Source organism: Pseudomonas sp. GL_093 (genome assembly GCF_057837605.1).
In genome coordinates this window covers 3,558,500-3,580,582 of sequence record NZ_CM174448.1, presented here as the reverse complement: position 1 = coordinate 3,580,582, position 22,083 = coordinate 3,558,500, and the positions used below count along the sequence as shown (strand labels likewise).

Below are 22,083 nucleotides of genomic sequence, written 5' to 3'. Positions count from 1 at the left end.
GGAGTTTCTTTGGTGTTCTTTCGGCCTCATCGCGAGCAGGCTCGCTCCCACATTTGGAATGCATTCCCCTGTGGGAGCGAGCCTGCTCGCGATGAGGCCCTCTCGGGCCGTGCAGATCTCAGACGCTGAGCAACAGGAACTCTCGTTCCCACGAGCTGATCACGCGTTTGAAGTTCTCGTGTTCCGCTCGCTTGACCGCGACATAACCGCGAACGAATTTGCTGCCCAGATAACGCGAAACGGTGTCGCACTCTTCCATTTGCGTCAGCGCATCTTCGATAGTGATCGGCAGGCGCAGATTGCGGCGCTCATAGGCACGACCCTGGACTGCAGCACTCGGTTCGACGCGCTCGACCATCCCCAGATACCCGCACAACAGGCTTGCTGCGATGGCCAGATAAGGGTTGGCGTCAGCGCCCGGCAAACGGTTCTCCACGCGCATCGCGTCTGGCGTTGAAGTCGGCACACGCAGGCCCACGGTGCGGTTTTCTTCGCCCCATTCGACGTTCACTGGCGCCGAGGTGTCCGGCAGGAAGCGGCGGAACGAATTGACGTTCGGCGCGAACATCGGCAGCACTTTGGGGATGTACTTTTGCAGGCCGCCGATGTGGTGCAGGAACAGCTCGCTCATCTGCCCGTCGGCATCGGCAAAGATCGGCTGGCCGGTGGTGATGTCCACGACGCTCTGGTGGATATGCATGGCGCTGCCGGGCTCATCGCCAATCGGTTTGGCCATGAAGGTCGCGGTAACGTTGTGCTTGAGCGCCGCTTCGCGCAGGGTGCGCTTGAACACGGTGATCTGGTCGGCCAGATCGAGTGCGTCGCCGTGACGGAAGTTGATTTCCATCTGCGCCGGGCCGTCTTCGTGGATCAAGGTATCGAGGTCCAGACCTTGAAGTTCACACCAGTCGTACACGTCTTCAAACAGCGGATCGAATTCGTTGGCAGCGTCGATGGAAAACGACTGACGACCACTTTCCGCACGGCCCGAACGCCCCAGCGGTGCCTTGAGCGGCAAGTCCGGGTCTTCGCAGCGCTGGGTCAGGTAGAACTCCATTTCCGGCGCGACAATCGGCCGCCAGCCTTTGTCGGTGTACAGCTGCAGGACTTTTTTCAGCACGTTGCGCGGTGACAGCTCGATCGGGTTGCCGAACTTGTCGAAGGTGTCGTGAATCACGATAGCGGTGGGCTCGATGGCCCATGGGATCACGTACACCGCGTCGGAGACGGGCTTGCACACCATGTCGATGTCGGCCGGGTCGAGCAGGTCGTAGTAGATGTCGTCGTCGACAAAGTCCCCGGTTACCGTTTGCAAAAGCACACTTTCCGGCAGGCGCATGCCTCGCTCATGCAGGAACTTGTTGGTGGGTGCAATTTTGCCGCGTGCGATGCCGGTCAAGTCGCTGACCACACACTCGACTTCGGTAATCTTGTGATCTTTCAGCCACGTGAGCAACTGATCGAAAGGGACATTCATAAAGACCTCGTTATTGGTTTTATTAACGCCGGGGAGGCTGGTTTCATCCACCACACACTTCCCCTGTGACGCGTTGACGACTATCTTGGGCGAGCCTTGACGTTCCATCTATCCACTTTCAGCAGCACCAAAACGCACCAAACGAGTGCGTAAGGTCACCCATGACAACGTGCAACCCCCTGCAAGTCCAAGCGTTCAACACCGCCGATGTAGCCGAGCAAATCCGCGCCACGCCGGGTTGGGTGCAGCATTACCAACAAATGTCACCGGGGCATTTCGCCGGGCGCGTGCGCTACCTGGACCTGCAAGGCGTGGAGATTTACGAGGAACAGATGAACACGCGGGTCGAGCAGAATTTCAGCGCGCCCGAAGGTTCGCTGGCGTTCTGCTTCGATCGCAGTGACAACGCGCTCTACGTGTTGAATGGCGAAAGCCGCAACATCTGGATCACCCCGGAGAACTACCAGGAAATCGCCGTGGTGTTCGGTCCGGAGTTCGTGCAGCGTCACGGTTTGAACGTGGCCAGGCTCGAAGGCCTGTTCATGGCGCCACTGAACTCGGGGCAGAACGCGTTGTTCAGTCGCTGGCTCAGCGGGACATTGACCCGACTGGCGCAGACGCTCGATCCGCCGAGCAAGGAGGCGTTGACCCAGCAGTTGCTGGAAGACTGCCTGTACATCCTCGACAACGCGTGTGTGTGCCTTGATCGCGGAGGCTTACAGCGCCGCGCCGAAGAGCGATCGGTGATGAAGCGCATCGGTGAGTGGGCGGCTGATGCCCCGGAGGAAACCCTGAATCTGCTGGAGCTTTCGCAGGTCGCCGGGGTTTCGTTGCGGCAGTTGCAGCATGCGTTCAAGGCGTATACCGGGATGACCCCGACCCATTGGCTGCGCTTGCGCCGACTCAACAGCGCACGCCGCGAATTGCTCAGCCGCACAGCGATGGACACCACCGTTGCCGAAGTGGCGATGCACTGGTCGTTCTGGCATTTGGGGCGTTTTTCCAGCAGTTATCGGGCGTTGTTCAACGAACTTCCCAGTCAGACGCTCGCCCGCAAACCCTGTGGCGCACCAGGTCGCGGGTAAGCCCGGACACGTCAGCGCGGCTTTGTGGCTTTCGTCGATTTGCTGTTGCCCGGCATGTGCAGGTAAGCCATCACGCTTTCGGTCAGCTCGGTCGCCAGCTTGACGGCTTCCTTGTTGCGCGCCATCACGCCCGCCACCAAGCCTTCGATCAAGGCGAGCACCGCGATGTTGGAACTGGTCAATACCGGATGGTCGGCGGGAGCAAACAGCACGTGCTCGGCAATGCTGGTGAGCGGCGAGGCGGGTGAATCAGTGATTGCCAGCACTGTGGCGCCACGCTCATTGGCGAAACGGGCGAGTTGCAGGGTATCGAGGGAATAGCGCGGCAGGGAGATCGCCAACAACACATCCTGATCGGTAATCGCGGCCAGACGGTAAGCGGCGTTTTCGTTGCCGCCCTCCATGCTGATGGCGGTGGCGTCGGCGCAGAAGGGCATCAGGGTCGAGGCGGCGAGACCGGCGAAGTAGACGCTGTTGCCGAAGCCCAGAATGTAGATTTTGCGCGCGGTGGTCAGGCGCGTGACGAAGGCTTCGAAGGTGTCTGCATGGTTGTTGGTCGCCGCCGTGGCGAGGTTGCTGCTGGCGCTCTGGATTTGCTCATGCAGGCCAAATGCGCCGCCAGGACGGTGTGCCAGTTCGTTACGCAGCTTGTCGACCGGCGACACCATCTGCTGCAACGTCGCGACCAGTTCGGCCTTCATGCCGGTATAACCACCCAGGTTCAGGGCCTTGGCCAAACGGTTGACCGCGGCTGGTGAGGTTGACGTTTCGTGGGCCATCTCCTCAATGGTCAGCGTCGCGGCCCTCAGCGGGTGACGCAGAATAAAGTCCGCCACCTTGCGCAGTGACGGCTGCAAATCGCCAACGATCTCCGCCAGTTTGCGCATAACCGGTGCGGCATAGACCGTGGTGTTTTTCGATGGGGTCGGCATATCCGGCTCAACATTTCCTGAGGGTTGGAGAAGGGGGGGCACAAGGTTGGCTGGAGTGTATCCGAAGCCAACCGTTGGTGTGCAACGCTTGCCAAGGGTCGGAATGCCAGTCAGTTAAGCCGTAACGCAGTCCGTGTAGCAGCTGGCGAAGCCTGCGTTCGGCTGCGCAGCAGTCGTGAAATCAGGCAATGCGGTTCTTCAGGACTACCTCGCGGTCAGGTTTTACGACTGCTGCGCAGCCGAACGCAGGCTTCGCCAGCTGCTACAAAGTATGCGCTGCATTGGCCGGGTGGGTTATTTCAAGCTGCCGGCAAGAAACTGCTGGAGGCGTTCGGACTGCGGGTTGACCAGCACTTCGCGCGGGTCGCCACGTTCTTCGACCTGACCTTGGTGCAGGAACACCAGTTGATTGGAAACCTCGCGGGCAAAACCCATTTCGTGGGTCACGACCACCATAGTGCGGCCTTCGAGGGCGAGGTCTTGCATGACTTTCAGCACCTCGCCGACCAGTTCGGGATCGAGTGCCGAGGTCGGCTCATCGAACAGCATCACTTCCGGCTCCATGGCCAGCGCGCGGGCAATCGCCACACGCTGCTGCTCGCCGCCCGACATATGAGCCGGCCAGGCGTCCATGCGGTGCGCCACGCCGACTTTGTTCAGGTAGTGCTCGGCCTTTTCCCGGGCTTCTTTTTTGCTTATGCCCAGCACATGCACCGGCGCTTCCATGACGTTTTCAAGGGCGCTCATGTGCGACCACAGATTGAAGTGCTGAAACACCATCGACAACCGCGAACGCATGCGTTGTAGCTGCTTGGGTTCGGCGGCCTTGAGCCCGCCTAGTTTGTTGGTCACCAGTTTCAATTGTTCGCCGTTGAGCACGATGTTGCCGGCGTTGGGCTGCTCCAGCAGGTTGATGCAGCGCAGGAAAGTGCTTTTGCCCGAGCCGCTGGAGCCGATGAGGCTGATTACATCGCCGGCCTTCGCCTCCAGGGACACACCCTTGAGCACGTGGTGGCTGCCGTAGCTTTTGTGTAGATCCTGAACTTCAAGTTTGTACATGGTTTTTATTCTCTGGAATCAGTCGCTGAGCAAGCGACCTTGGCGAATAAGGCGGGTGCCGGCGACTTTGGCCAGCCACAAACCGGGCTGGGCAAAGCGCAGGCGTTCTCGGGCATAGAGGATGCCGTCGGTGCTGGCGCGCACGATGCTGTGGCGATCGGTCAGCGGATCCAGCACTTCGAACAGCGGATCGCCCACCCTGACCCGGGCACCCAGCGGTTGCAGAAAACTCACCACCCCCGGGTGCGGCGCATAGGCGTACTGCGCGCCGGCGAATGGCGTCGCTTCACAACAGGTCGTTGGCGCTGCTGGCCAGTCACCGCTGATCAGGCCTTGTTCGGCGAGATAGCCAAGAATGGCCTCGGCGCTATCGACACATTGTTCGCGTTCGGTGTCGGCCATGCCGCGCAACTCGATGGTGGTGGCCACGCAGGCCAACGGAATATCGGCTTCAGGAAACAGCTCAGCCAAGCGCAACCAAGGGATCGCACAGGCTTCATCGAAGGCACTGCCGCCCGCACCCTCGGCCAGCAGCGCGGCGCCGGCACCGAGTCGAGCGGCCAACGAACGCAAGCGCGGCCAGTTTTGCGGCATGGCGTAAAGCAACATGATCGACTCGAAATCGCAATGCAGGTCCAGCACCACATCGGCGTCACAGGCATGTTGCAGCAACAGGCGGCGCAAGCCATCGAGTTCCGACATAGGTGGTGGCATGTCGGCGAGGACATCGACCATGGCCCGGCGGATCAGTGCGGTGTTGACGTCGACATCGTCTCCCAGTTTTCCTTCCAGCAGCGTCGCCACGGCTTCGGTCAATTCAGGGAAATCGCGATTGAAATTCTTCCCGCTGGAGAACTCAAAGCGCCCCTGATGGGTGGCCTGGAACATCTGGGCGATGCCAATCGGATTGGCCATCGGCACCAGCTCGATCACCCCGGTCAGTCGGCCTTGTTCTTCCAGCACCCGCAGACGTCGTTTGAGTTCAACCGCCACGCGCATCCCCGGCAACTCGTCGGCGTGCAGGGACGCCTGAATGTAGGCCTTGCGCGGCCCGCTGCCAAAACGAAACAGCGACAGCTTGCGTTCAGTGCCCGAGGCACTCCACGGCAACAGGTATTGAATGTGCTTCATAAAATTCCTTAGTGCTTGCGCGGTGCCAGGTACGCCAGCCAGCGACGCTCGGCGAGCTTGAACAGGCGAACCAGGATGAAGGTCAGGGCCAGGTAGATGAGGCCGGCAGTGATGAACGCCTCGAACGGCAGATAGAACCGCGCACTGACCGTACGCGCGGCCCCGGTGATGTCCACCAACGTGACAATCGATGCCAGGCTGGTGGTTTGCAGCATCATCAGCACTTCATTGCTGTACTGCGGCAACGCCCGGCGTAAGGCCGACGGCAGCAGAATGCGGCGGTACAGAGTAAAGCGCGACATGCCCATGGCTTTGGCGGCTTCGATCTCGCCGTGGGCCGTGGACTTCAGACTGCCAGCCAGCAGTTCCGCGCTATAGGCACTGGTATTGATCGCAAAGGCCAGGCAGGCACAAAAGGTTGCGCTGGACAGGTACGGCCAGAGCGCGCTTTCACGTACCGCTGCGAACTGCGCCAGGCCGTAATAGATCAGGAACAATTGCACCAGCATCGGCGTGCCGCGAATCACGTAGGTGTAGAGCCACGCAGGGACGTTGATCAAGGGCGATCGGGATACCCGCATCAATGCCAACGGAATCGCCAGCACCAGGCCGAAGGCCAGGGAAATCAGCAGGACTTTGAGGGTCAACAAGGCGCCATTGAAATACAGCGGCAGGTTTTCCCAGATCAGGTTGTAGTCGAGAATCATGGGGTTGCTCCCAATCACAATTCGGCGGCTTTGATGCCGACCGAGTAGTGTTTTTCCAGATAGCGCAGCACCAGCAATGACACGCTGGTCAGCATCAGATACAGCGCCGCCACCGCGAGGAAAAACGTAAACGGCTCATGAGTGGCGTCCGCTGCGTTCTTGGCTTTGAACATCATGTCCTGCAAGCCGATCACCGAGATCAGCGCGGTGGATTTGGTCAGCACCAACCAGTTGTTGGTGAACCCCGGGATGGCGAAACGAATCATCTGCGGCACCAGAATCCGCCAGAACACCTGGCCGCCACTCATGCCATAGGCCACGCCGGCCTCGGCCTGACCTTTAGGGATCGCCATAAACGCACCGCGAAAAGTTTCTGACAGATAGGCGCCAAAAATGAAGCCCATGGTGCAGACGCCGGCGATAAAGGGGTTGATGTCGATATAGCGGGTGTAACCGAGCGCCAAGGCGATGCGGTTCACCAAATCCTGGCCGCCATAGAAGATCAGCAGGATCAACACCAGGTCAGGAATACCGCGAATCAGGGTTGTGTAGCCTTCGCCCAGCATCGCCAGCCATTTCAGTGGCGACAGCCGAAAGGCCGCGCCGATCAGACCCAAAGCAATCGCCATGCTCATGGAGGTCAGGGCCAGGTTAATGGTCAGCCAGGCGCCATCGAGAATGCTCGATCCGTAGCCGTGAAGCATGATGAAGTTCCTCAAACGAGCGCCAAAAGGCGCGCGAGACGAGCCCAAAGCGCCCGCAAGAGGCCGGCGCCACAGGGTTTCAGGTAAGGTTTATTCGCCGTAGATATCGAACGCGAAGTACTTGGCCATCACTTGCTGGTACTTGCCATTGGCGCGGATGGCGTCGATCGCTGTACTCAGACGTGCAACGTTCACGCTGTCGCCTTTGCGTACTGCGATCCCGGCGCCTCGGCCGAAATATTTCGGGTCGCTGATGTCCGGTCCAACCAGCGCGAAGCCTTTGCCTGCTGGCGTTTTGATGAAGCTCTCGTCGGTGTTGACGATGTCGGCGAGCGTCGCGTCCAGTCGACCCGACGCCAGATCGAGGAAGGCTTCATTTTGTGAGCCGTAGCGCACCACTTCGACCCCGGCTTTTTCAAGCTGCTCGGTGGCGAAACGGTCGTAGGTCGAAGAGCGTTGCACCCCGACTTTCTTGCCCTTGAGATCAACCAGCGGGTCGTTGATCACATTGCCGGCCTTCATCGCGAACTTGCCCGGCGTGTGGTAGTACTTTTTGCTGAAGTCGACCGACTTCATACGGTCTTCAGTGATCGACATCGACGACAGCACGGCATCGATCTTGCGCACTTTCAGCGATGGGATCATGCCGTCGAATTCCTGGATGACCCACTCGCATTTGACCTTCATTTCTTCGCACAGGGCGTTGCCGATGTCGTAGTCGAAACCACTGACGTTGCCCTCTGGCGTCTTGAAAGAGAAGGGCGGGTAGGCGGCTTCGATACCGATACGCAGGCTGTCTTCGTCGGCGTGTGCCAGCAAGCTTGCGGCGCACAGTGCCAGAGCACCTAGAAGTTCTGTCTTGTTCATATTGTTGACTCCTTGGAGGGGCGTTGGGGTGGTACAGGCCATCCGATCTGGCACGGTGGATCAGTCCTGATGATTTTGTGTGGCTATAAATGACATGTTTTATTTCATAATGCAATGCTATGAAAATAAGCGTGTCATTCGATGGCGCAAAAAATCACAGCGATCCTGTGTGATCACGAACATGTTCAGGCGCCAGGCAGGCTATCGATGTAATGCTGTTCACTTAAGCTTGGGGTGTATATCCGTTTCTGCGGTAGCGGCTGCTTAGGGTTCCGCCCTTACGGCGGGTCACTTTGGAAAAGAACCCCAAAGTAACCAAAGGGTTCTTGCCCCTTTCGTTCGGTGCCTCGCCTAGGCTCGGCATGCCCTCGCTCCGGTCCTGCTCCGTGGGCCCGCCGCCATCGGCCATCCATGGCCGGGGGCGGCTAACCCGGCATCCATGCCGGGTTGCCCACTGCGCAGAACCTCCACTCGGCCTCTCGAGGGGGCGGTGCATCAAGATCAAAAGCTGCAGGCGAGCTAACGCTCGGCCTGTTGAGTGGTGAGAAGCAAAAGCTGTACGCCGATCTGCTTTATGTGGGAGCGGCGGTGCGACGATTCGACTTGCTCGCGAAGCTGTTGATCTTGCCGTCGCCGTTGCTTTTGATTTTGATTTTGATTTTGATCTGTTGCCCCTTTCCCAGAGGCCGAACGCAGGCGTTGCGCAGGGGGCACCGCGGCAAGGATGCCGCGGTAGCCGCCCCCGGCCATGGATGGCCGATGGCGGCGGGCCCCCGGAGCAATGCCGGAGTGAGGGCATGCCGAGCCTAGGCGAGGCACCGAATGGCGGGGCAGGAGCCCTTGGTTACTTGGGGCTTTTCCAAGTGACTCGCTGTAAAAGCGAAACCGCCAGCAGCCATCACCGCAGAAACGGATATGTACCCCAACAACCTTAAGTGAACAGCATCAGGCTATTGATGGGCATTACGCAGGAGGGACCGGCTTGGCCAATTCGATGCCAGCCGCACTCAATCGCTTCAGGATCTCAAAGAGCAGATCGCTCTTGGTCGTGCTGACAATCCTTGGGCTGCTGACATAGCCGGTGATGGTCAGGGTGATGCCTTCAGGGCTCAGGTTGCTGAATCGAACAACGGGGGAGGGTTTGTCGAGGATGGTTTCATGTTCGCAATAGGTGGTGTACAGCAGGGTTTTGACTTGCTCGGGGTCGATATCCAGAGGGAACACCAGCTCGAGGGTGGCGACCCCTTGAGCGCTACCGCCCATGGTCACATTGCGCAGGTTCTGGGAAATAAGCTGCGAGTTGGGCACGATCACGATCGAGCGGTCACTGAGCTGTATCTCGGTAGCCCTGACATTGATCCGCCGGATATCACCTTCGACCCCGCTGATGCTGATCAAGTCGCCGACCTTGACCGGACGCTCAGTGAGCAGGATCAACCCGGACACGAAGTTCTTGACGATCTCCTGCAGGCCGAAGCCGATCCCCACCGACAACGCACTGACGATCCAGGCCAGATTCGTCCATTGGACGCCCAATGAAGACAACGCCAGCAGAATGACCAGTACGTAGCCGATATTACTGAACAGGGTGCTCAGCGAAGCCCCCATGCCGGGGTCCATATCGGTTTTCGGCAGGAACTCGTTATCCAGCCATCTGCGCAGCGATCGAATCAGGTAAATACCGATCAACAGCGCGAGGATCGCATTCAACAGATTGCCCGGAATAATATTCAGCTTGCGCAGGCCATCGCCGCCGAGGATCGCTGAAACCCTGTCAGTCAGTTGGCCAAAGGTCGCTCCAATCCCCCCCACAATCGTTGTAATCACGGCAATCAGGAGTAAGGCCGCTCGGCCAATACCCGCCACAACAACCTCGATTTGTTCAAGCCGTACGTCGCCGATACCCAGCAGCTGTTTGATCGTTTTGCCGCTGGGGTGCTTTGGCGAAAACAGATAATCACACAAGTCCCTGAACAACTGCGTCAGCAAATAGAAGCTGGCAATAACGATATAGAGCCAGACAATTTCGTAAGTGATGAACCGGGCCAGGGAGATGTAACCGATCAGCAGGCCAAAAATCGAGATCAACACGGCGATACTGACGCCGGTATAAATCAGCCCCGCCAGCGTAGTACCTGACTCAGGGTGTTCCCCGGCAATGACCATCGCTCGGCGGGTTCTACTGACGCGCAGCAATAGCGCACCGATAATCATGATGACGACTAATGACACGACGCCCCGGCTGAACAGAACCACTTGCGTACTCATACCCGTCGCATTGGTGACTTGTACCAGTGAGATGAGTATCAACATTGAAGCGGCCAACAGCGCCGGAAAAGGGCTTATTGCAAGTGCTACTTCATCGGCGATGCCAGGCAACCGCCATGAGGGATTGCGTTTTGACAGCAGGGCCCGGCTCAGGCCGATGATCAGGGCGCAGGCGTAAGCGACTTTCTCGACATCGTCGAAGTAACCTTGCAGTGGTTGCGGCAATGGTTGAAGCCGGGTAGCCGCCGCGGAGATGAGCTGTACTGCGCAACCTGCGCTCAACATCGTGGCAACTACCGTCGCTATCGCCAATGAACTTCTGCGCAGGCGACCTTCCGGTACTCGATGGATACAGATCCATGTCAAACCACGTTCAGCCAGTCTTCGCCCCGGCGTCCAGAAGGCCAGGGCCAGCAATAACAACGTGACGGTCGCGGCACGCCGGCCGGGTTGCCAGACGGACTGGATGACACTGTTGCACTGGTCGATCAAAAAACTCAGACGGTTTTTATCCTCCTCCAGTGGAGAAAACAGCGGTAACCAGAACCGGGGGTTGAGGAAGCTGGCGGTGCGCTGGGCCAGTTCGGTTTCCAGTTGGGTACGCCGAATGCTGGCAATCTGGGCGATGAGGTTAGTCGCGCCTTCTTTGATGGCCAGCAGTATGTTGAGATCGTTATCCACCTTGTCTTTTTGTGCGGTGAGATAGGACCTCTGTTTCACGATATCGGACTTTTCCGCGGCAAGACTGATGGCGGACGCCGTCCCGAGCACACTGAGTTGTGCTTGCAATTGCGCCTGCTCGGGAAGTAACAGCGCCGCCAACTTGTCCACATCACTGAAGAGCAACTGAACGTTGTCCTGAAAGCCCACCAACTGGGAGTAATTACTGGTCAGCGACACCTGCTGTTTAAGGTTGTCCAGCCTTGATTGCAGTGCTTCCAGATCACTTTTTGACACCGTAGCGGTAGCGCTGGCCTCACCGTTGCTTGACGTGTTGGGTAGTTCGTCCGCCGACAGCTCGCCGATGTTCGCCCCCATCAGCGCGAACACAACGAATATGAGTAATTTCAATGCGGGACGCATAGGCATGCCTCCAGCGGCTTTAGCCATTCAGGTTAGGTCATGGCGTGTGCTGGCGCGAAAAATAGTTCTGCGATGCGCGCGATTGTTCTGAATACGCGAACACTGAAGTCGCCGAGAATGGAATTGTTGGGGTAGTGATGGGCTTGTAGCCTGCAATACGCCGAACACTACGATCTGCCAAAGATCGAGTGGAGCCCGAGCCAGGGCTTTTCAAGACAGACACCTTCACGTCATACCTTGCTGTCGGCCTGATGCCCCTACGGGGGGTTGGCGCCTAATAAAAATAAGGAACACCGGTATGAGTATTCGTACATGGGCATGTGCCGCAACCCTGTTCGGTCCCGTTCTGGGAGCCGGCATTGTATTTCCCTCAATGGCATCGGCCGCGGAAGACCCGATGGGCTCGCTGGTTCGCGGGGTGTTTGGCGACAGCCTTGAGCGTGAGCATGGCATCAAGGTCTACGGCTGGGGCCAGGTGGGTGTGAGCTACAACAACAACGGCACGGATGACGTCAGCAAACAGAGCTTCTTCACTTCCGACGAAGGCGTAAACCTCAACCAGTTCGCGCTGGCCGTGGAAAAGAAACCCAAGAGCAATGTGATCGGTCGTGTCGGACCGTTTCCCGGGCCCATGCCGCAAGAGGCTGATTGGGGTTTCAATGTCACGGCGCTGTATGGCAAGGATGCACGCTTCTTCAAGACCTACGGCTGGGACGAAGACCTGAGTGTCAATCGCGACAACAAGGCCGAAGACGAAGCCTTCACCGTCGCTCAGGCGTATGTCGATTTTTACTTCCCTGTACTTGGCGGTTCCGACTTGATGATCGGGATTTTCCACACGCCGCTGGAAAATGAAATCGGCTTCGCCTTGCCATCCCCGGCACCGAGCGACTTCTACTCGCACACTTATTCCTTTATGCACGGCCCGGCCAAGCATGCCGGGGCGCTGTACTCGTTCAAACTGCCCTCGGCGCCCGGGGAAAGCATGCTGGGCTTCGAACTGGGCGTGGTGCAGGGCTGGAACAACCTGCAGGACCCCAACCATGACCCGGATGTGATCGCCAACGTCCGCTGGCGTTCGGCGGATTTCACCACCTGGATCGACTGGGAAAACATCTACGGCAACGGTGCCGGTGACAGCTTCGCCGACTGCAGTTGTGGTTCGCCATTGCCGGCCGGCACCAAGGACGACGACTACAAGCGCCTGGCCTCGTACTTGACCCTGTCGCAAGTGCTCGATCCGAATAACCGTGTGGCGCTGGAGTTGAATTACGGCAAGCAGGAGCAGGGCGCTTTCGCCGGGTTTGCCAACAAAAACGATGCCACCTGGTACGGCACTGATATCAACTGGTATCACCGAGTCAGCGAAACCCTGATGTGGAACAGCCGCGCCGAGTGGTTCTACACCGATGCACCGGTGCACGTGATGATGGCCAACATCGACCCGCACACCGGAATTCCCGACCCGACCTGGGGCAGTTTCTACGGTGTGACCACCAACCTGGCCTGGACGCCGACCCTCAACGTGCGCCTGCGACCGGAATTGCGCTACGACATCCATTCCGGCCCCGGTCGCGATGCCTACGCCGATGGGCAAAAGGACTCGCAACTGGTCGCGTCCTTCGACGTCAGCTTCTTTTTCTAAACCGCCCACTTTCGCAAAGCACCTGACCCTGCGTGCTGGCTCAGCCCACACGCTGCGACTTTGTTCGCCCGGACTTTGCCGGCAAGCAGCCGCATTGGAGTACTACATGACAGACAACAACGATAAAAACCTGTATGGCCGCGACGTCTCGCGCCGTGATTTCCTGCGCAGCACAGGCGTTGCTGCCGGCGGTATGGCGCTGGCGAGTTTGCCGTTCAACTTTGCGCTGGGTAGCGAGCGGGTGATCAAACTCGGTTATGTCAGCCCGCAGACCGGGCCATTGGCCCCCTTTGCGGCCGCCGACAACTACATCATCGAATCGCTCAAGCAGGTGTTGAAGAACTCCATCAACGTAGCCGGCAAGGCGTATCGCCTGGAAGTCATCGTCAAAGACAGCCAGTCCAACCCTAATCGCGCAGCGGAAGTGGCGAGCGAGCTGATCCTGTCTGATCAGGTCGACCTGATGCTGGTGTCGTCGACACCGGAAACCACCAACCCGGTCTCCGACCAATGCGAAATCAACGAGATTCCGTGTATTTCCACGGTGGCGCCGTGGCAGCCGTGGTTCTTTACCCGCGGTGGCAAGCCGGATCAGGGGTTCGAGTGGACTTATCACTTCTTCTGGGGCTTGGAGGATGTGATCGGCACTTACAGCGCCATGTGGGGCGCGATGCCGTCCAACAAGGTGGTCGGCGGTCTGTTCCCCAACGATGGCGACGGCAATGCCTGGGGCGATCCGAAACTCGGCTTTCCACCGGTGTTGGCGCAGAAGGGTTTCCAAGTGGTCGACCCCGGCCGCTTTCAAAGCTTGACCGACGATTTCTCGGCGCAGATCGCCGCGTTCAAAAAGGCCGACGTCGAGATCGTCACCGGCGTGGTCATTCCACCTGACTTGACCACCTTCTGGACCCAGGCGCGCCAGCAGGGCTTCAAGCCCAAAGCGGTGTCGGTCGGCAAGGCGCTGCTGTTTCCCACGGCGGTCGAAGCGCTGGGCAAGGCCGGCAACAACCTGTCGACCGAAATCTGGTGGAGCCCGACGCACCCGTTCAGCTCTTCCTTGACGGGCGCCAGTGCCGGGCAGTTGGCCCAGGGCTTCACTCAGGCGACCGGCAAGCAGTGGACTCAACCGCTGGGTTTCGTGCATGCCCTGTTCGAACTGGCGGTGGACATCCTCAAGCGCACGGAAGAAATCGGTAACCCGCATGCGGTACGCGATGCCTTGCTCAAGACCGACCTCAACACCATTGTCGGGCCGATCAGCTGGAAAAATGGACCGGTGAAGAACGTCGCCAAAACACCTTTGGTCAGCGGCCAATGGCGATTGGGCAATGACAACAAATACGACCTGGTCGTGACCAGCAATGCCACCGCACCAGCGATTCCGCTGGGCGGCGACATGCAGGCCATTACGTACTGATTGCTCGAAAAGAAACGGGTGCACCATGCAACAGCCACTTCTGCAAATGAACGATGTGCACAAAAGCTACGGCTCGGTGAAGGTCACGGACGCGATGAGCCTGACCCTGCAACCGGGTGAAGCCCTTGGCATCATCGGTCCCAATGGCGCGGGTAAAAGCACGCTGTTCAACCTGATCGCCGGGGGCGTGGCAGCCGACAGCGGCACGATCCATTTCGAAGGTCGCAACGTCACCCGCGAGCCGGTGTTCAAGCGCTGTCAGCAAGGCATTGGCCGCTCCCATCAGATCCCGCATCCGTTCGTGAAAATGACGGTGTTCGAGAACTTGCTGGTCGGCGCGACCTTCGGGGCGCGATTGCGCGACAAGGAGGCCAGCCAATGGTGCGCGCAGACCCTGGAACTGACGGGGCTGATGCGCAAGGCCAACGTCCTGGCCGGCTCGCTGACATTGCTCGACCGCAAGCGTCTGGAGATGGCCCGCGCGTTGTCGACCCAACCGCGGCTGTTGTTGCTGGATGAAATCGCCGGTGGCCTGACCGAACCGGAGTGCCTGGCGCTGGTGGAAACCATTCAGGGCATTCACAAGGCTGGCGTCGCCATCATCTGGATCGAACACATCGTGCATGCCTTGCTGGCGGTCGTCAGCCGTCTGACGGTGATCAACTTCGGCGCCAAACTGGCCGAAGGCGAACCGCGCAGCGTGATGGACGACCCCAGGGTCCAGGACATTTATATGGGCATCGGGAGCTGAACATGTCGACCCCTTCAAACCTGTTGTCCATCGAAAATCTCTGTGCCGGCTACGGCGACTTTCAAGCCCTGTTCGATATCAGCCTGACCCTTGAGGCGGGCGAAACCGTGGCGATCATCGGCTCCAACGGCGCGGGCAAATCGACGTTCCTGCACTCGCTGGCCGGGCTGATCAAAAACCAGCCCGGCGCCATCACCTTCAAGGGCCAGGCGATTGGTGACCTGGCGGCCAATCAGGTGCTGGAACGTGGAATCGCCTTGGTGCCGGAAGGCAGGAAGCTGTTTCCTTCGCTGAGCGTCGAGGAAAACCTGTTGATCGGCGCCTACAGCAAACGCCCCGGCCCGTGGACGCTGGCGCGGATCTATCAGCTGTTTCCAGTGCTGGAAAAACTGCGCAAGCGCCCCGGCACCGCGCTGTCCGGCGGTCAGCAGCAAATGGTTGCGATAGGCCGGGGCTTGATGGCCAACCCGCATTTGCTGTTGTGCGACGAGATCAGCCTGGGCCTGGCGCCGACCACGATCAAGGACATCTACGCCGCGCTGCCCTCGATCAAGGCTGACGGCACGACGGTGATTCTCGTCGAGCAGGACATCAATCAGGCGCTGAGTGTCTGCGACCGTTTCTATTGCTTCCAGGAAGGGCGCGTGTCCCTGACCGGCCGCCCTGGGGACGCGGACAAAGCACAAATCAAAGCCGCGTATTTCGGGATCTAGTTATGGAATGGCTCAATACTTTGCTTCAGGGCATGTTGCTGGGTGGCCTCTACGCGATGTTCGCGGTGGGGCTGTCGCTGATGTTCGGCATCATGCGCCTGGTCAATATCGCCCATGGCGACTTCATCGTGCTGGCGTCGTACCTGGCGCTGATGGTGGTCAATCATCTGGGCTTCAGCCCGTTGGCGAGCTTGCTGGTGGTGGTGCCGCTGATGTTCTGTTTCGGCTACCTGCTGCAACGGTTGTTACTCAACCGAACGCTTGGCCAGGACATCCTGCCGCCGCTGCTGGTGACCTTTGGTTTGTCGATCATCGTGCAAAACGTGCTACTGGAGTTTTTCAGCGCAGACAGTCAAAAGCTGTCTCAGGGTGATCTTGAAGTCGCCAGTGTCGGCTTCGGCAGTTTGAGCGTGGGCGTCATGCCGCTGATCGTGTTTTGCAGTGCGTTGCTGATCATCGGTGGTTTGCAATTACTGTTCTACAAAACCGCTCTGGGCCGGGCATTTCGCGCTACCTCCGATGATCAGCACACCGCGCGGCTGATGGGCGTCAACAACGCGCATATCTTCGGTCTGGCCATGGCGCTGGCGATGGCTGTGGTGTCGATTGCCGGGGTGTTTCTGGCGATTCGCACCAGCTTCGACCCCACCGTGGGGCCGGCGCGTCTCTTGTACGGTTTCGAAGCGGTGATCATCGGCGGGTTGGGCAGCCTGTGGGGCACCCTGGCCGGCGGGGTGATTCTCGGCGTCGCCCAGGCGCTGGGCGCAAAAATCGATCCTGGCTGGCAAATCCTCGCCGGTCATCTTGTGTTCTTGCTGATTCTGGTCGTGCGCCCGCGTGGCCTGTTCCCCCGGAGTGTCGACTGATGAATGCCTTGAACAATCCCGCGCTCAACTATCGCGTACAACGGACGACCACCAGCAGCATGGTCGGGCTGTCATTGCTGGGCGTCTGTGTGTTGGTGTTGATCAGTGCACCATTCTGGGCGGACCGCTCAAGTTTGCGGCTCGTGGTGGAGTTCGCCTACTACCTGGCGCTGGCGCAAATGTGGAACCTGCTGGCGGGTTACGCGGGCATGGTTTCGGTCGGGCAGCAGGCGTTCGTCGGTCTGGGTGGGTATCTGCTGTTTATGTTGGCCACCCGGCTTGGTATTCCGCCGTTGTTCGCGGTCCTGCTTTCGGGTGTTCTGGTCGCGCTGTTGGCGATTCCCACAGCCTTGATTGTGTTTCGGCTGCGCGGTGCCTACTTCGCCATTGGCACCTGGGTGGTGGCAGAAGTCTTTCGCCTGGGTCTGGCGCAGATGAGTAGCCTCGGCGGCGGTTCCGGGCAAAGCCTGCCGGCGGCGATTGTGCGGCAGATCGGCAATGACCGGGACGAGCGCGAGATGCTGATCTACTTCACCGCGCTGGCCATCGCCATTGCCGCCGTGGCGGTGGTGTTTTTTGTGCTGCGTTCGCGACAGGGCCTGGCCCTGGCGTCGATTCGCGACTCCGAGCCGGCGTCCGGCAGCCTGGGGGTCAACACCTTCCGTACCAAGTTGATGGTGTACGTGCTGGCCGCCGGTTGCACGGGCGTGGTCGGGGCGCTGATCTTCCTGCAGAAACTGCGTATTTCACCGGACGCGGCGTTCAACCTGCAGGACTGGACGGCGGTGGTGATCTTCATCGTGATCATCGGCGGCATCGGCACGCTGGAGGGGCCATTGATCGGCACGCTGATTTACTTTGTGTTGCGCGGCTGCCTGGCGCAGTACGGCGCCGTGTACATGATCATCCTCGGCGTGGTCGCGGTGGTGATGATGCTCAAGGCGCCGCAAGGGGTGTGGGGGCTGATCAGTGAACGCCTGGGCTGGCAGGTTTTCCCCATGCAGCGACGGTTGTCTGTTCAGAACCACAAATAGCGCGTTGCCAGGGATGTGGAGTGCGGGGTGCCGACAGGCTAACCTCGCTGTTCCTATAAGAACAAAAACATCCAGAGAACCTGCCCCATGGATCGTTTACTCAGTGTCGAAGCCTTTGTGCGTGTTGCCGAAACCGGCAACTTCGCCAAGGCGGCCCAGCAATTGGGCGTGACCCGGTCGGTGATCACTCACCGCATTCAACAGCTGGAACAGTTCATCAATGCGCCGCTGTTCCACCGCAGTACGCGGCACGTCCGGCTCTCCGAAGTGGGCGAGACCTACTACAAGGAATGCGCGGACATGGTCGCGAGCTTCAACTCGCTGACTGAACACATGCGCGAGTTGCGCGCCAAACCCACCGGCAAATTGCGCGTGCAGATGCTGCCAGGCTTTGCCATCGGCCACTTCGGCAGAATGCTCGCCGAGTTCACGCGGCTGTACCCGGACATTGAAGTCGACGTCATCGTCAATGACCGGGTGGTGGACCCGATCGAAGAGGGTTTCGATGTGGCGTTCCAGATGTTCCCGCCGATGGCGGAAACCCTGATCGAACGCAAGTTGTTCAGCGTTCGCCGGTTGTTCTGCATGTCACCCGATTATGCCGCCGAGTTCGGTGTGCCCAAGCATCCGCAGGAGCTGCTGCAACACAAAATCGCCTTGTACGAAGGCTATCCGTCACGCAACCGCTGGATCTTCACCGGCGAGCACGAGCAGGTGGAGCTGAGCCTGCCGGGGCAGGTACGGTCGAATTCGGTTCATTTGCTGCGCGACTACGCGTCGACCGGGGTCTGCATTGTTTGTTTGCCGACGTTGGTGGCCAGCGATGACCTGCTCAGCGGTCGACTGATTCCGGTACTGCCGGAGTACGCCTTGTCATCTTTCAACTTCTCCGCGGTGTATCCCGCCACCCAGCGTCGTGCCTTGAAAGTACGCACGCTGATCGACTTCCTGGTGGAAAACTTCGGTGACGAACCGTGCTGGGACAAACCCTTGCTGGAGCGTGGCTGGGTACGCTGAGCAGCAGCCGGTCCCTGTAGGAGCTGACGAGTGAAACGAGGCTGCGATCTTTTGATTTTTAAAAGCAAGATCAAAAGATCGCAGCCTGCGGCAGCTCCTACAGTGTTTGCGTTTCGCGAACACTGTTGTCGCCCGCTCTCTAATTGTCCCCGGAGGAGGGGGGACGTACTGTTGACTCACTGTTACTACAACAACAAAACGGTGAAAACCATGAGTAGCGCGGCAATCGAAACGGTCTTCGGCTCGCTGGATAACTACAGCAAAGGGTCGGTTGAAATCATCAGCGGCCAGGCCAGTCATTACGCCTTTTCGAATATTTTCGAAGTGGCGGACAACTCCCTTCCTTATGAAAAAGTCGTCGTCGGTCTCAATCTTGGCTACGTCATTGAAACCCTGCGCGCCGAAGGGCAGTCGCCTTGGTACACAGCGGCGCACGACGAATTCGCCATCGTCATGGACGGCGAAGTTCGCGTGGACTTCCTCAAGCTCGATGCGCCATTGAAAGACAGCGAGGGCACTCAGCTGGCCGGTGAAGTCCCGGCGGGCAAACCGATGGGTTACGTGCTGCTCAAGCGTGGTCACCAGTGCCTGTTGCCGACCGGCACGGCGTATCGCTTCGAAGCCAGCCGTCCCGGCGTGATCCTGCAGCAGACCATCAAGGGGCCGTTATCGGTCGAGAAGTGGGCCGACATCTGCTTCAAGTGATCACCGCCTTCCCATCTAATAAAAGCAACAAGAGGAACCCCGTCATGGCCATGCTTGAAAACGCTGCCGATAACACACCCTTTGCCGACGACGAAGTCCAGGCCAGCGCTCCCCATGCCGTCACCGGCTATCGCGCCTTCAAACTCGGCGCTTTCGAACTGTCGCGCGACGAGTATTTTGCCCGCATCACCTGGCCCGCCAAAGGTCAGACCCGTTCGCACCTGATTCCGGTCGATGCCTTTCTGCGCGCCATGATGCGCGACGTCGCCTGGGGCTTTTTCTACGGCTGGGTCAACTTCGACCACGTCATCGGCACCCGCAATTACTACGGCAAAGTCGACCTGTATGCCGGCACCTTCAATGGCACGCTCAAGGCCGCCGGCGTCAACTACACCGAAAACTTTGAAACACCGCTGATCATGGCGACCTTCAAGGCCATCCTGCGGGACTGGACCAACGCCACCTTCGACCCCTTCGCGGCACCGGAAGAAACCGGTTCGGCGTTCGGTCGCAAGAACGGCAACAACATCGAGGCCATCGAACGCTTCCGCATCGCCACCCAGCGCATGCCGGGCCTGAAAGATGACTCGCCGCTGCGTAACGATTTGCCGGTCAATCGCCAGTTCATCGACGTGTCCCAGGATGAGCCGGAAGTTCACGCGGCAGAGGGTTTCGAAGGTGAGTTGCATGCCTTCAGCCTGTTCAAGTACCTGTCGCGCTCCGACGTGACCTGGAACCCGTCGGTGACTTCGGTGTGCAAGGCCAGCCTGTTCTGCCCGACCACAGAAGAATTCATCTTGCCGGTGTTCCATGGCAATGACCGGGTCGAGTGGTTCTTGCAGTTGTCCGATGAAATCCTCTGGGACGTCGGCGACAAGGACGACGGCAACCCGCGAGCGCGCATCACCATGCGTGCCGGCGACATCTGCGCGATGCCGGCGGACATTCGTCATCAGGGCTACTCGACCAAGCGCTCGATGCTGCTGGTGTGGGAGAACGCCACACCGAACCTGCCGCAGCGCTACGAAAGCGGTGAGCTGAAACCGTATCCAATCGAGTTCTAAGACCTTGCGTCTTGCCCGGCATCGTGTCGGGCCGTGTTTTCAAGAATCAAGTCATCAGACACTGCGCCATCGGCGCGGTGCGAGGAAAATATTATGCAAAATCAGCTCTATATCGATGGCCGTTTCGTGGATGCGGTCGCTGGCGGCACCCTTGACGTCGTGTCGCCCCATGACGGCTCGTTGATCACCCGCGTCGCCGCGGCAGAAGCCGCTGACATCGACCTCGCTGTCGCCGCGGCCAAACGGGCGTTTCCAGCCTGGTCTGCCCTGGGTGCCGCCGAACGTGGGCGCTTGTTGCTCAAACTGGCGGACAAGATCGAAGAATGTAGCGAAGAACTGGCGCAGCTCGAATCCCTCAACACCGGGCACCCGATCCGTGATTCCCGTGGCCTCGATGTTCCACGCACGGCGGCCTGTTTCCGTTATTTCGGCGGCATGGCCGACAAGATCGAAGGTGCGGTGATTCCGGTCGAAGCCGGGTTTCTCAATTACGTGCAGCGCAAGCCGATCGGTGTGGTCGGGCAGATTGTGCCCTGGAACTTCCCGCTGATGTTCACCAGTTGGAAAATGGGCCCGGCACTGGCCGCCGGTAATACCATCGTCATCAAACCCTCGGAAATCACGCCGCTGACAACCTTGCGGATTGTCGAACTGATGACCGAAGTCGGCTTTCCGAAGGGCGTGGTCAACGTCGTGCCGGGTTACGGGCATACCGCCGGTCAACGCCTGGCCGAACACCCGGACGTGGGCAAGATTGCCTTTACTGGTTCGACGGCCACCGGCCGCCGGATCGTTGAAGCGTCGAAAGGCAACCTCAAGCGTATTCAACTGGAGCTGGGCGGGAAGGGCGCCAACATCGTGTTCGAAGACGCCAACCTGGACGCGGCCGTCAACGGCGCTGCCTGGGCGATTTTTCACAACCAGGGCCAGGCCTGCATCGCCGGTTCGCGTTTGATTCTGCATAAAGACATTGCTGATCAGTTCCTTGAGCGTTTCATCGCGCTGGCCAAATCCATCCGCCTGGGCGACCCGATGAACCCGGAGACCGAAATGGGCCCGCTGACGTCGGCGCTGCACCGCGACCGCGTGCTGGCCTATGTCGATATCGCGATAGAGCAGGGCGGCAAAATCCTCTGTGGCGGCAAGGCCCCGGATGACCAGGCGCTGGTCCAAGGCTTTTATGTCGAGCCGACCATTGTCGAGGCTTCGCCAGAAGATCGCGTTTGCCAGGAAGAGGTCTTCGGTCCATTCGTCAGCGTGGTGCGTTTCAGTACCGATGAAGAAGCCCTGGCCATCGCCAACAACACTGAGTACGGACTGGGCAGCGGCCTGTGGACGCAGAACCTGAGCCGCGCGCACAAAATGGCCGATGCCATTCATGCCGGTATGTGCTGGGTCAACTGCTACAAACGCGTGAGCCCTGGCAGCCCGTTTGGTGGCGTTGGGCAGTCGGGCTACGGCCGTGAAATGGGCTTTGAAGCGATCCATGATTACACCGAGGCGCGCTCGGTCTGGGTCAACGTCGACGCCAAAATCCCTGCGCACTTCAAACGCTGAG

19 protein-coding genes are annotated in these 22,083 nt (G+C 59.3%); 11 read left to right on the top strand and 8 right to left on the bottom strand.

All coding sequences use genetic code 11. The features are described from left to right. Window positions 1-118 precede the first annotated feature (118 nt). A complete protein-coding gene (locus tag AC3IUE_RS16460; protein WP_489262944.1) occupies window positions 119-1,477 on the bottom strand; it encodes a glutamine synthetase family protein in 1,359 nt (452 codons plus the stop codon). Window positions 1,478-1,638: 161 nt separating this feature from the next. Here AC3IUE_RS16460 and AC3IUE_RS16455 point away from each other — a divergent pair, with 161 nt between their 5' ends. Then, window positions 1,639-2,562 carry a helix-turn-helix domain-containing protein gene (locus tag AC3IUE_RS16455; protein ID WP_489262943.1) on the top strand — a complete coding sequence of 308 codons (924 nt, stop codon included), beginning with the start codon at window positions 1,639-1,641 and terminating at the stop codon, window positions 2,560-2,562. Between the two features lie 11 nt (window positions 2,563-2,573). Here AC3IUE_RS16455 and AC3IUE_RS16450 read toward each other — a convergent pair whose 3' ends face one another. From AC3IUE_RS16450 to AC3IUE_RS16420, 7 genes are all read right to left on the bottom strand, one after another. After that, on the bottom strand, window positions 2,574-3,494 hold the full coding sequence (locus tag AC3IUE_RS16450; RefSeq protein ID WP_489262942.1) for a MurR/RpiR family transcriptional regulator: 921 nt from the start codon (window positions 3,492-3,494) through the stop codon (window positions 2,574-2,576). 294 nt (window positions 3,495-3,788) lie between these two features. Then, window positions 3,789-4,553: an ABC transporter ATP-binding protein gene (locus AC3IUE_RS16445; protein WP_489262941.1), complete on the bottom strand. Its 765-nt coding sequence runs from the start codon at window positions 4,551-4,553 to the stop codon at window positions 3,789-3,791. Window positions 4,554-4,571: 18 nt separating this feature from the next. Then, a complete protein-coding gene (locus AC3IUE_RS16440; RefSeq protein ID WP_489262940.1) occupies window positions 4,572-5,684 on the bottom strand; it encodes a succinylglutamate desuccinylase/aspartoacylase family protein in 1,113 nt (370 codons plus the stop codon). Window positions 5,685-5,692: 8 nt separating this feature from the next. Continuing rightward, complete coding sequence (locus AC3IUE_RS16435; protein ID WP_489262939.1) at window positions 5,693-6,391, bottom strand: ABC transporter permease; 699 nt, start codon at window positions 6,389-6,391, stop codon at window positions 5,693-5,695. Between the two features lie 14 nt (window positions 6,392-6,405). After that, complete coding sequence (locus AC3IUE_RS16430) at window positions 6,406-7,095, bottom strand: ABC transporter permease (protein WP_046047037.1); 690 nt, start codon at window positions 7,093-7,095, stop codon at window positions 6,406-6,408. A 90-nt stretch (window positions 7,096-7,185) separates the two neighbouring features. Further along, window positions 7,186-7,962 (bottom strand): ABC transporter substrate-binding protein, encoded by a 777-nt coding sequence (locus tag AC3IUE_RS16425; RefSeq protein WP_046047038.1) that lies wholly within the window; start codon window positions 7,960-7,962, stop codon window positions 7,186-7,188. Between the two features lie 963 nt (window positions 7,963-8,925). Next, complete coding sequence (locus AC3IUE_RS16420; RefSeq protein WP_489262938.1) at window positions 8,926-11,313, bottom strand: DUF3772 domain-containing protein; 2,388 nt, start codon at window positions 11,311-11,313, stop codon at window positions 8,926-8,928. Window positions 11,314-11,611: 298 nt separating this feature from the next. Here AC3IUE_RS16420 and AC3IUE_RS16415 point away from each other — a divergent pair, with 298 nt between their 5' ends. The 10 genes from AC3IUE_RS16415 to AC3IUE_RS16370 all read left to right on the top strand — a co-directional run bounded on the left by AC3IUE_RS16415 (window position 11,612) and on the right by AC3IUE_RS16370 (window position 22,082). Further along, entirely contained in the window at window positions 11,612-12,958 is a 1,347-nt protein-coding gene (locus AC3IUE_RS16415) for an outer membrane beta-barrel protein (protein ID WP_489262937.1), read from the top strand. 106 nt (window positions 12,959-13,064) lie between these two features. After that, a complete protein-coding gene (locus AC3IUE_RS16410) occupies window positions 13,065-14,375 on the top strand; it encodes an ABC transporter substrate-binding protein (protein ID WP_489262935.1) in 1,311 nt (436 codons plus the stop codon). A 25-nt stretch (window positions 14,376-14,400) separates the two neighbouring features. Further along, window positions 14,401-15,126, top strand: coding sequence for an ABC transporter ATP-binding protein (locus AC3IUE_RS16405; protein WP_489262934.1), 726 nt, complete (start codon window positions 14,401-14,403; stop codon window positions 15,124-15,126). Window positions 15,127-15,146: 20 nt separating this feature from the next. Continuing rightward, on the top strand, window positions 15,147-15,839 hold the full coding sequence (locus tag AC3IUE_RS16400) for an ABC transporter ATP-binding protein (protein ID WP_489268864.1): 693 nt from the start codon (window positions 15,147-15,149) through the stop codon (window positions 15,837-15,839). 2 nt (window positions 15,840-15,841) lie between these two features. After that, entirely contained in the window at window positions 15,842-16,705 is an 864-nt protein-coding gene (locus tag AC3IUE_RS16395; RefSeq protein ID WP_348123800.1) for a branched-chain amino acid ABC transporter permease, read from the top strand. Then, on the top strand, window positions 16,705-17,739 hold the full coding sequence (locus AC3IUE_RS16390) for a branched-chain amino acid ABC transporter permease (RefSeq protein ID WP_489262933.1): 1,035 nt from the start codon (window positions 16,705-16,707) through the stop codon (window positions 17,737-17,739). The genes AC3IUE_RS16395 and AC3IUE_RS16390 overlap by 1 nt, the downstream gene beginning before the upstream one ends. 87 nt (window positions 17,740-17,826) lie before the next feature. Beyond that, on the top strand, window positions 17,827-18,756 hold the full coding sequence (locus AC3IUE_RS16385; RefSeq protein WP_140678827.1) for a LysR family transcriptional regulator: 930 nt from the start codon (window positions 17,827-17,829) through the stop codon (window positions 18,754-18,756). Between the two features lie 210 nt (window positions 18,757-18,966). Next, complete coding sequence (locus AC3IUE_RS16380; protein ID WP_489262932.1) at window positions 18,967-19,461, top strand: cupin domain-containing protein; 495 nt, start codon at window positions 18,967-18,969, stop codon at window positions 19,459-19,461. Window positions 19,462-19,505: 44 nt separating this feature from the next. Continuing rightward, window positions 19,506-20,525: a hydroxyquinol 1,2-dioxygenase gene (locus AC3IUE_RS16375; protein WP_461998469.1), complete on the top strand. Its 1,020-nt coding sequence runs from the start codon at window positions 19,506-19,508 to the stop codon at window positions 20,523-20,525. 93 nt (window positions 20,526-20,618) lie between these two features. Beyond that, window positions 20,619-22,082: an aldehyde dehydrogenase family protein gene (locus AC3IUE_RS16370; RefSeq protein WP_489262931.1), complete on the top strand. Its 1,464-nt coding sequence runs from the start codon at window positions 20,619-20,621 to the stop codon at window positions 22,080-22,082. Window position 22,083: the final 1 nt, after the last annotated feature.

What these genes read in the sequence shown, in the direction of transcription:
- AC3IUE_RS16460 (WP_489262944.1), bottom strand. Translation starts at nt 1,477, where the DNA reads ATGAATGTCCCTTTCGATCAGTTGCTCACGTGGCTGAAAGATCACAAG.
- AC3IUE_RS16455 (WP_489262943.1), top strand. Translation starts at nt 1,639, where the DNA reads ATGACAACGTGCAACCCCCTGCAAGTCCAAGCGTTCAACACCGCCGAT.
- AC3IUE_RS16450 (WP_489262942.1), bottom strand. Translation starts at nt 3,494, where the DNA reads ATGCCGACCCCATCGAAAAACACCACGGTCTATGCCGCACCGGTTATG.
- AC3IUE_RS16445 (WP_489262941.1), bottom strand. Translation starts at nt 4,553, where the DNA reads ATGTACAAACTTGAAGTTCAGGATCTACACAAAAGCTACGGCAGCCAC.
- AC3IUE_RS16440 (WP_489262940.1), bottom strand. Translation starts at nt 5,684, where the DNA reads ATGAAGCACATTCAATACCTGTTGCCGTGGAGTGCCTCGGGCACTGAA.
- AC3IUE_RS16435 (WP_489262939.1), bottom strand. Translation starts at nt 6,391, where the DNA reads ATGATTCTCGACTACAACCTGATCTGGGAAAACCTGCCGCTGTATTTC.
- AC3IUE_RS16430 (WP_046047037.1), bottom strand. Translation starts at nt 7,095, where the DNA reads ATGCTTCACGGCTACGGATCGAGCATTCTCGATGGCGCCTGGCTGACC.
- AC3IUE_RS16425 (WP_046047038.1), bottom strand. Translation starts at nt 7,962, where the DNA reads ATGAACAAGACAGAACTTCTAGGTGCTCTGGCACTGTGCGCCGCAAGC.
- AC3IUE_RS16420 (WP_489262938.1), bottom strand. Translation starts at nt 11,313, where the DNA reads ATGCGTCCCGCATTGAAATTACTCATATTCGTTGTGTTCGCGCTGATG.
- AC3IUE_RS16415 (WP_489262937.1), top strand. Translation starts at nt 11,612, where the DNA reads ATGAGTATTCGTACATGGGCATGTGCCGCAACCCTGTTCGGTCCCGTT.
- AC3IUE_RS16410 (WP_489262935.1), top strand. Translation starts at nt 13,065, where the DNA reads ATGACAGACAACAACGATAAAAACCTGTATGGCCGCGACGTCTCGCGC.
- AC3IUE_RS16405 (WP_489262934.1), top strand. Translation starts at nt 14,401, where the DNA reads ATGCAACAGCCACTTCTGCAAATGAACGATGTGCACAAAAGCTACGGC.
- AC3IUE_RS16395 (WP_348123800.1), top strand. Translation starts at nt 15,842, where the DNA reads ATGGAATGGCTCAATACTTTGCTTCAGGGCATGTTGCTGGGTGGCCTC.
- AC3IUE_RS16390 (WP_489262933.1), top strand. Translation starts at nt 16,705, where the DNA reads ATGAATGCCTTGAACAATCCCGCGCTCAACTATCGCGTACAACGGACG.
- AC3IUE_RS16385 (WP_140678827.1), top strand. Translation starts at nt 17,827, where the DNA reads ATGGATCGTTTACTCAGTGTCGAAGCCTTTGTGCGTGTTGCCGAAACC.
- AC3IUE_RS16380 (WP_489262932.1), top strand. Translation starts at nt 18,967, where the DNA reads ATGAGTAGCGCGGCAATCGAAACGGTCTTCGGCTCGCTGGATAACTAC.
- AC3IUE_RS16375 (WP_461998469.1), top strand. Translation starts at nt 19,506, where the DNA reads ATGGCCATGCTTGAAAACGCTGCCGATAACACACCCTTTGCCGACGAC.
- AC3IUE_RS16370 (WP_489262931.1), top strand. Translation starts at nt 20,619, where the DNA reads ATGCAAAATCAGCTCTATATCGATGGCCGTTTCGTGGATGCGGTCGCT.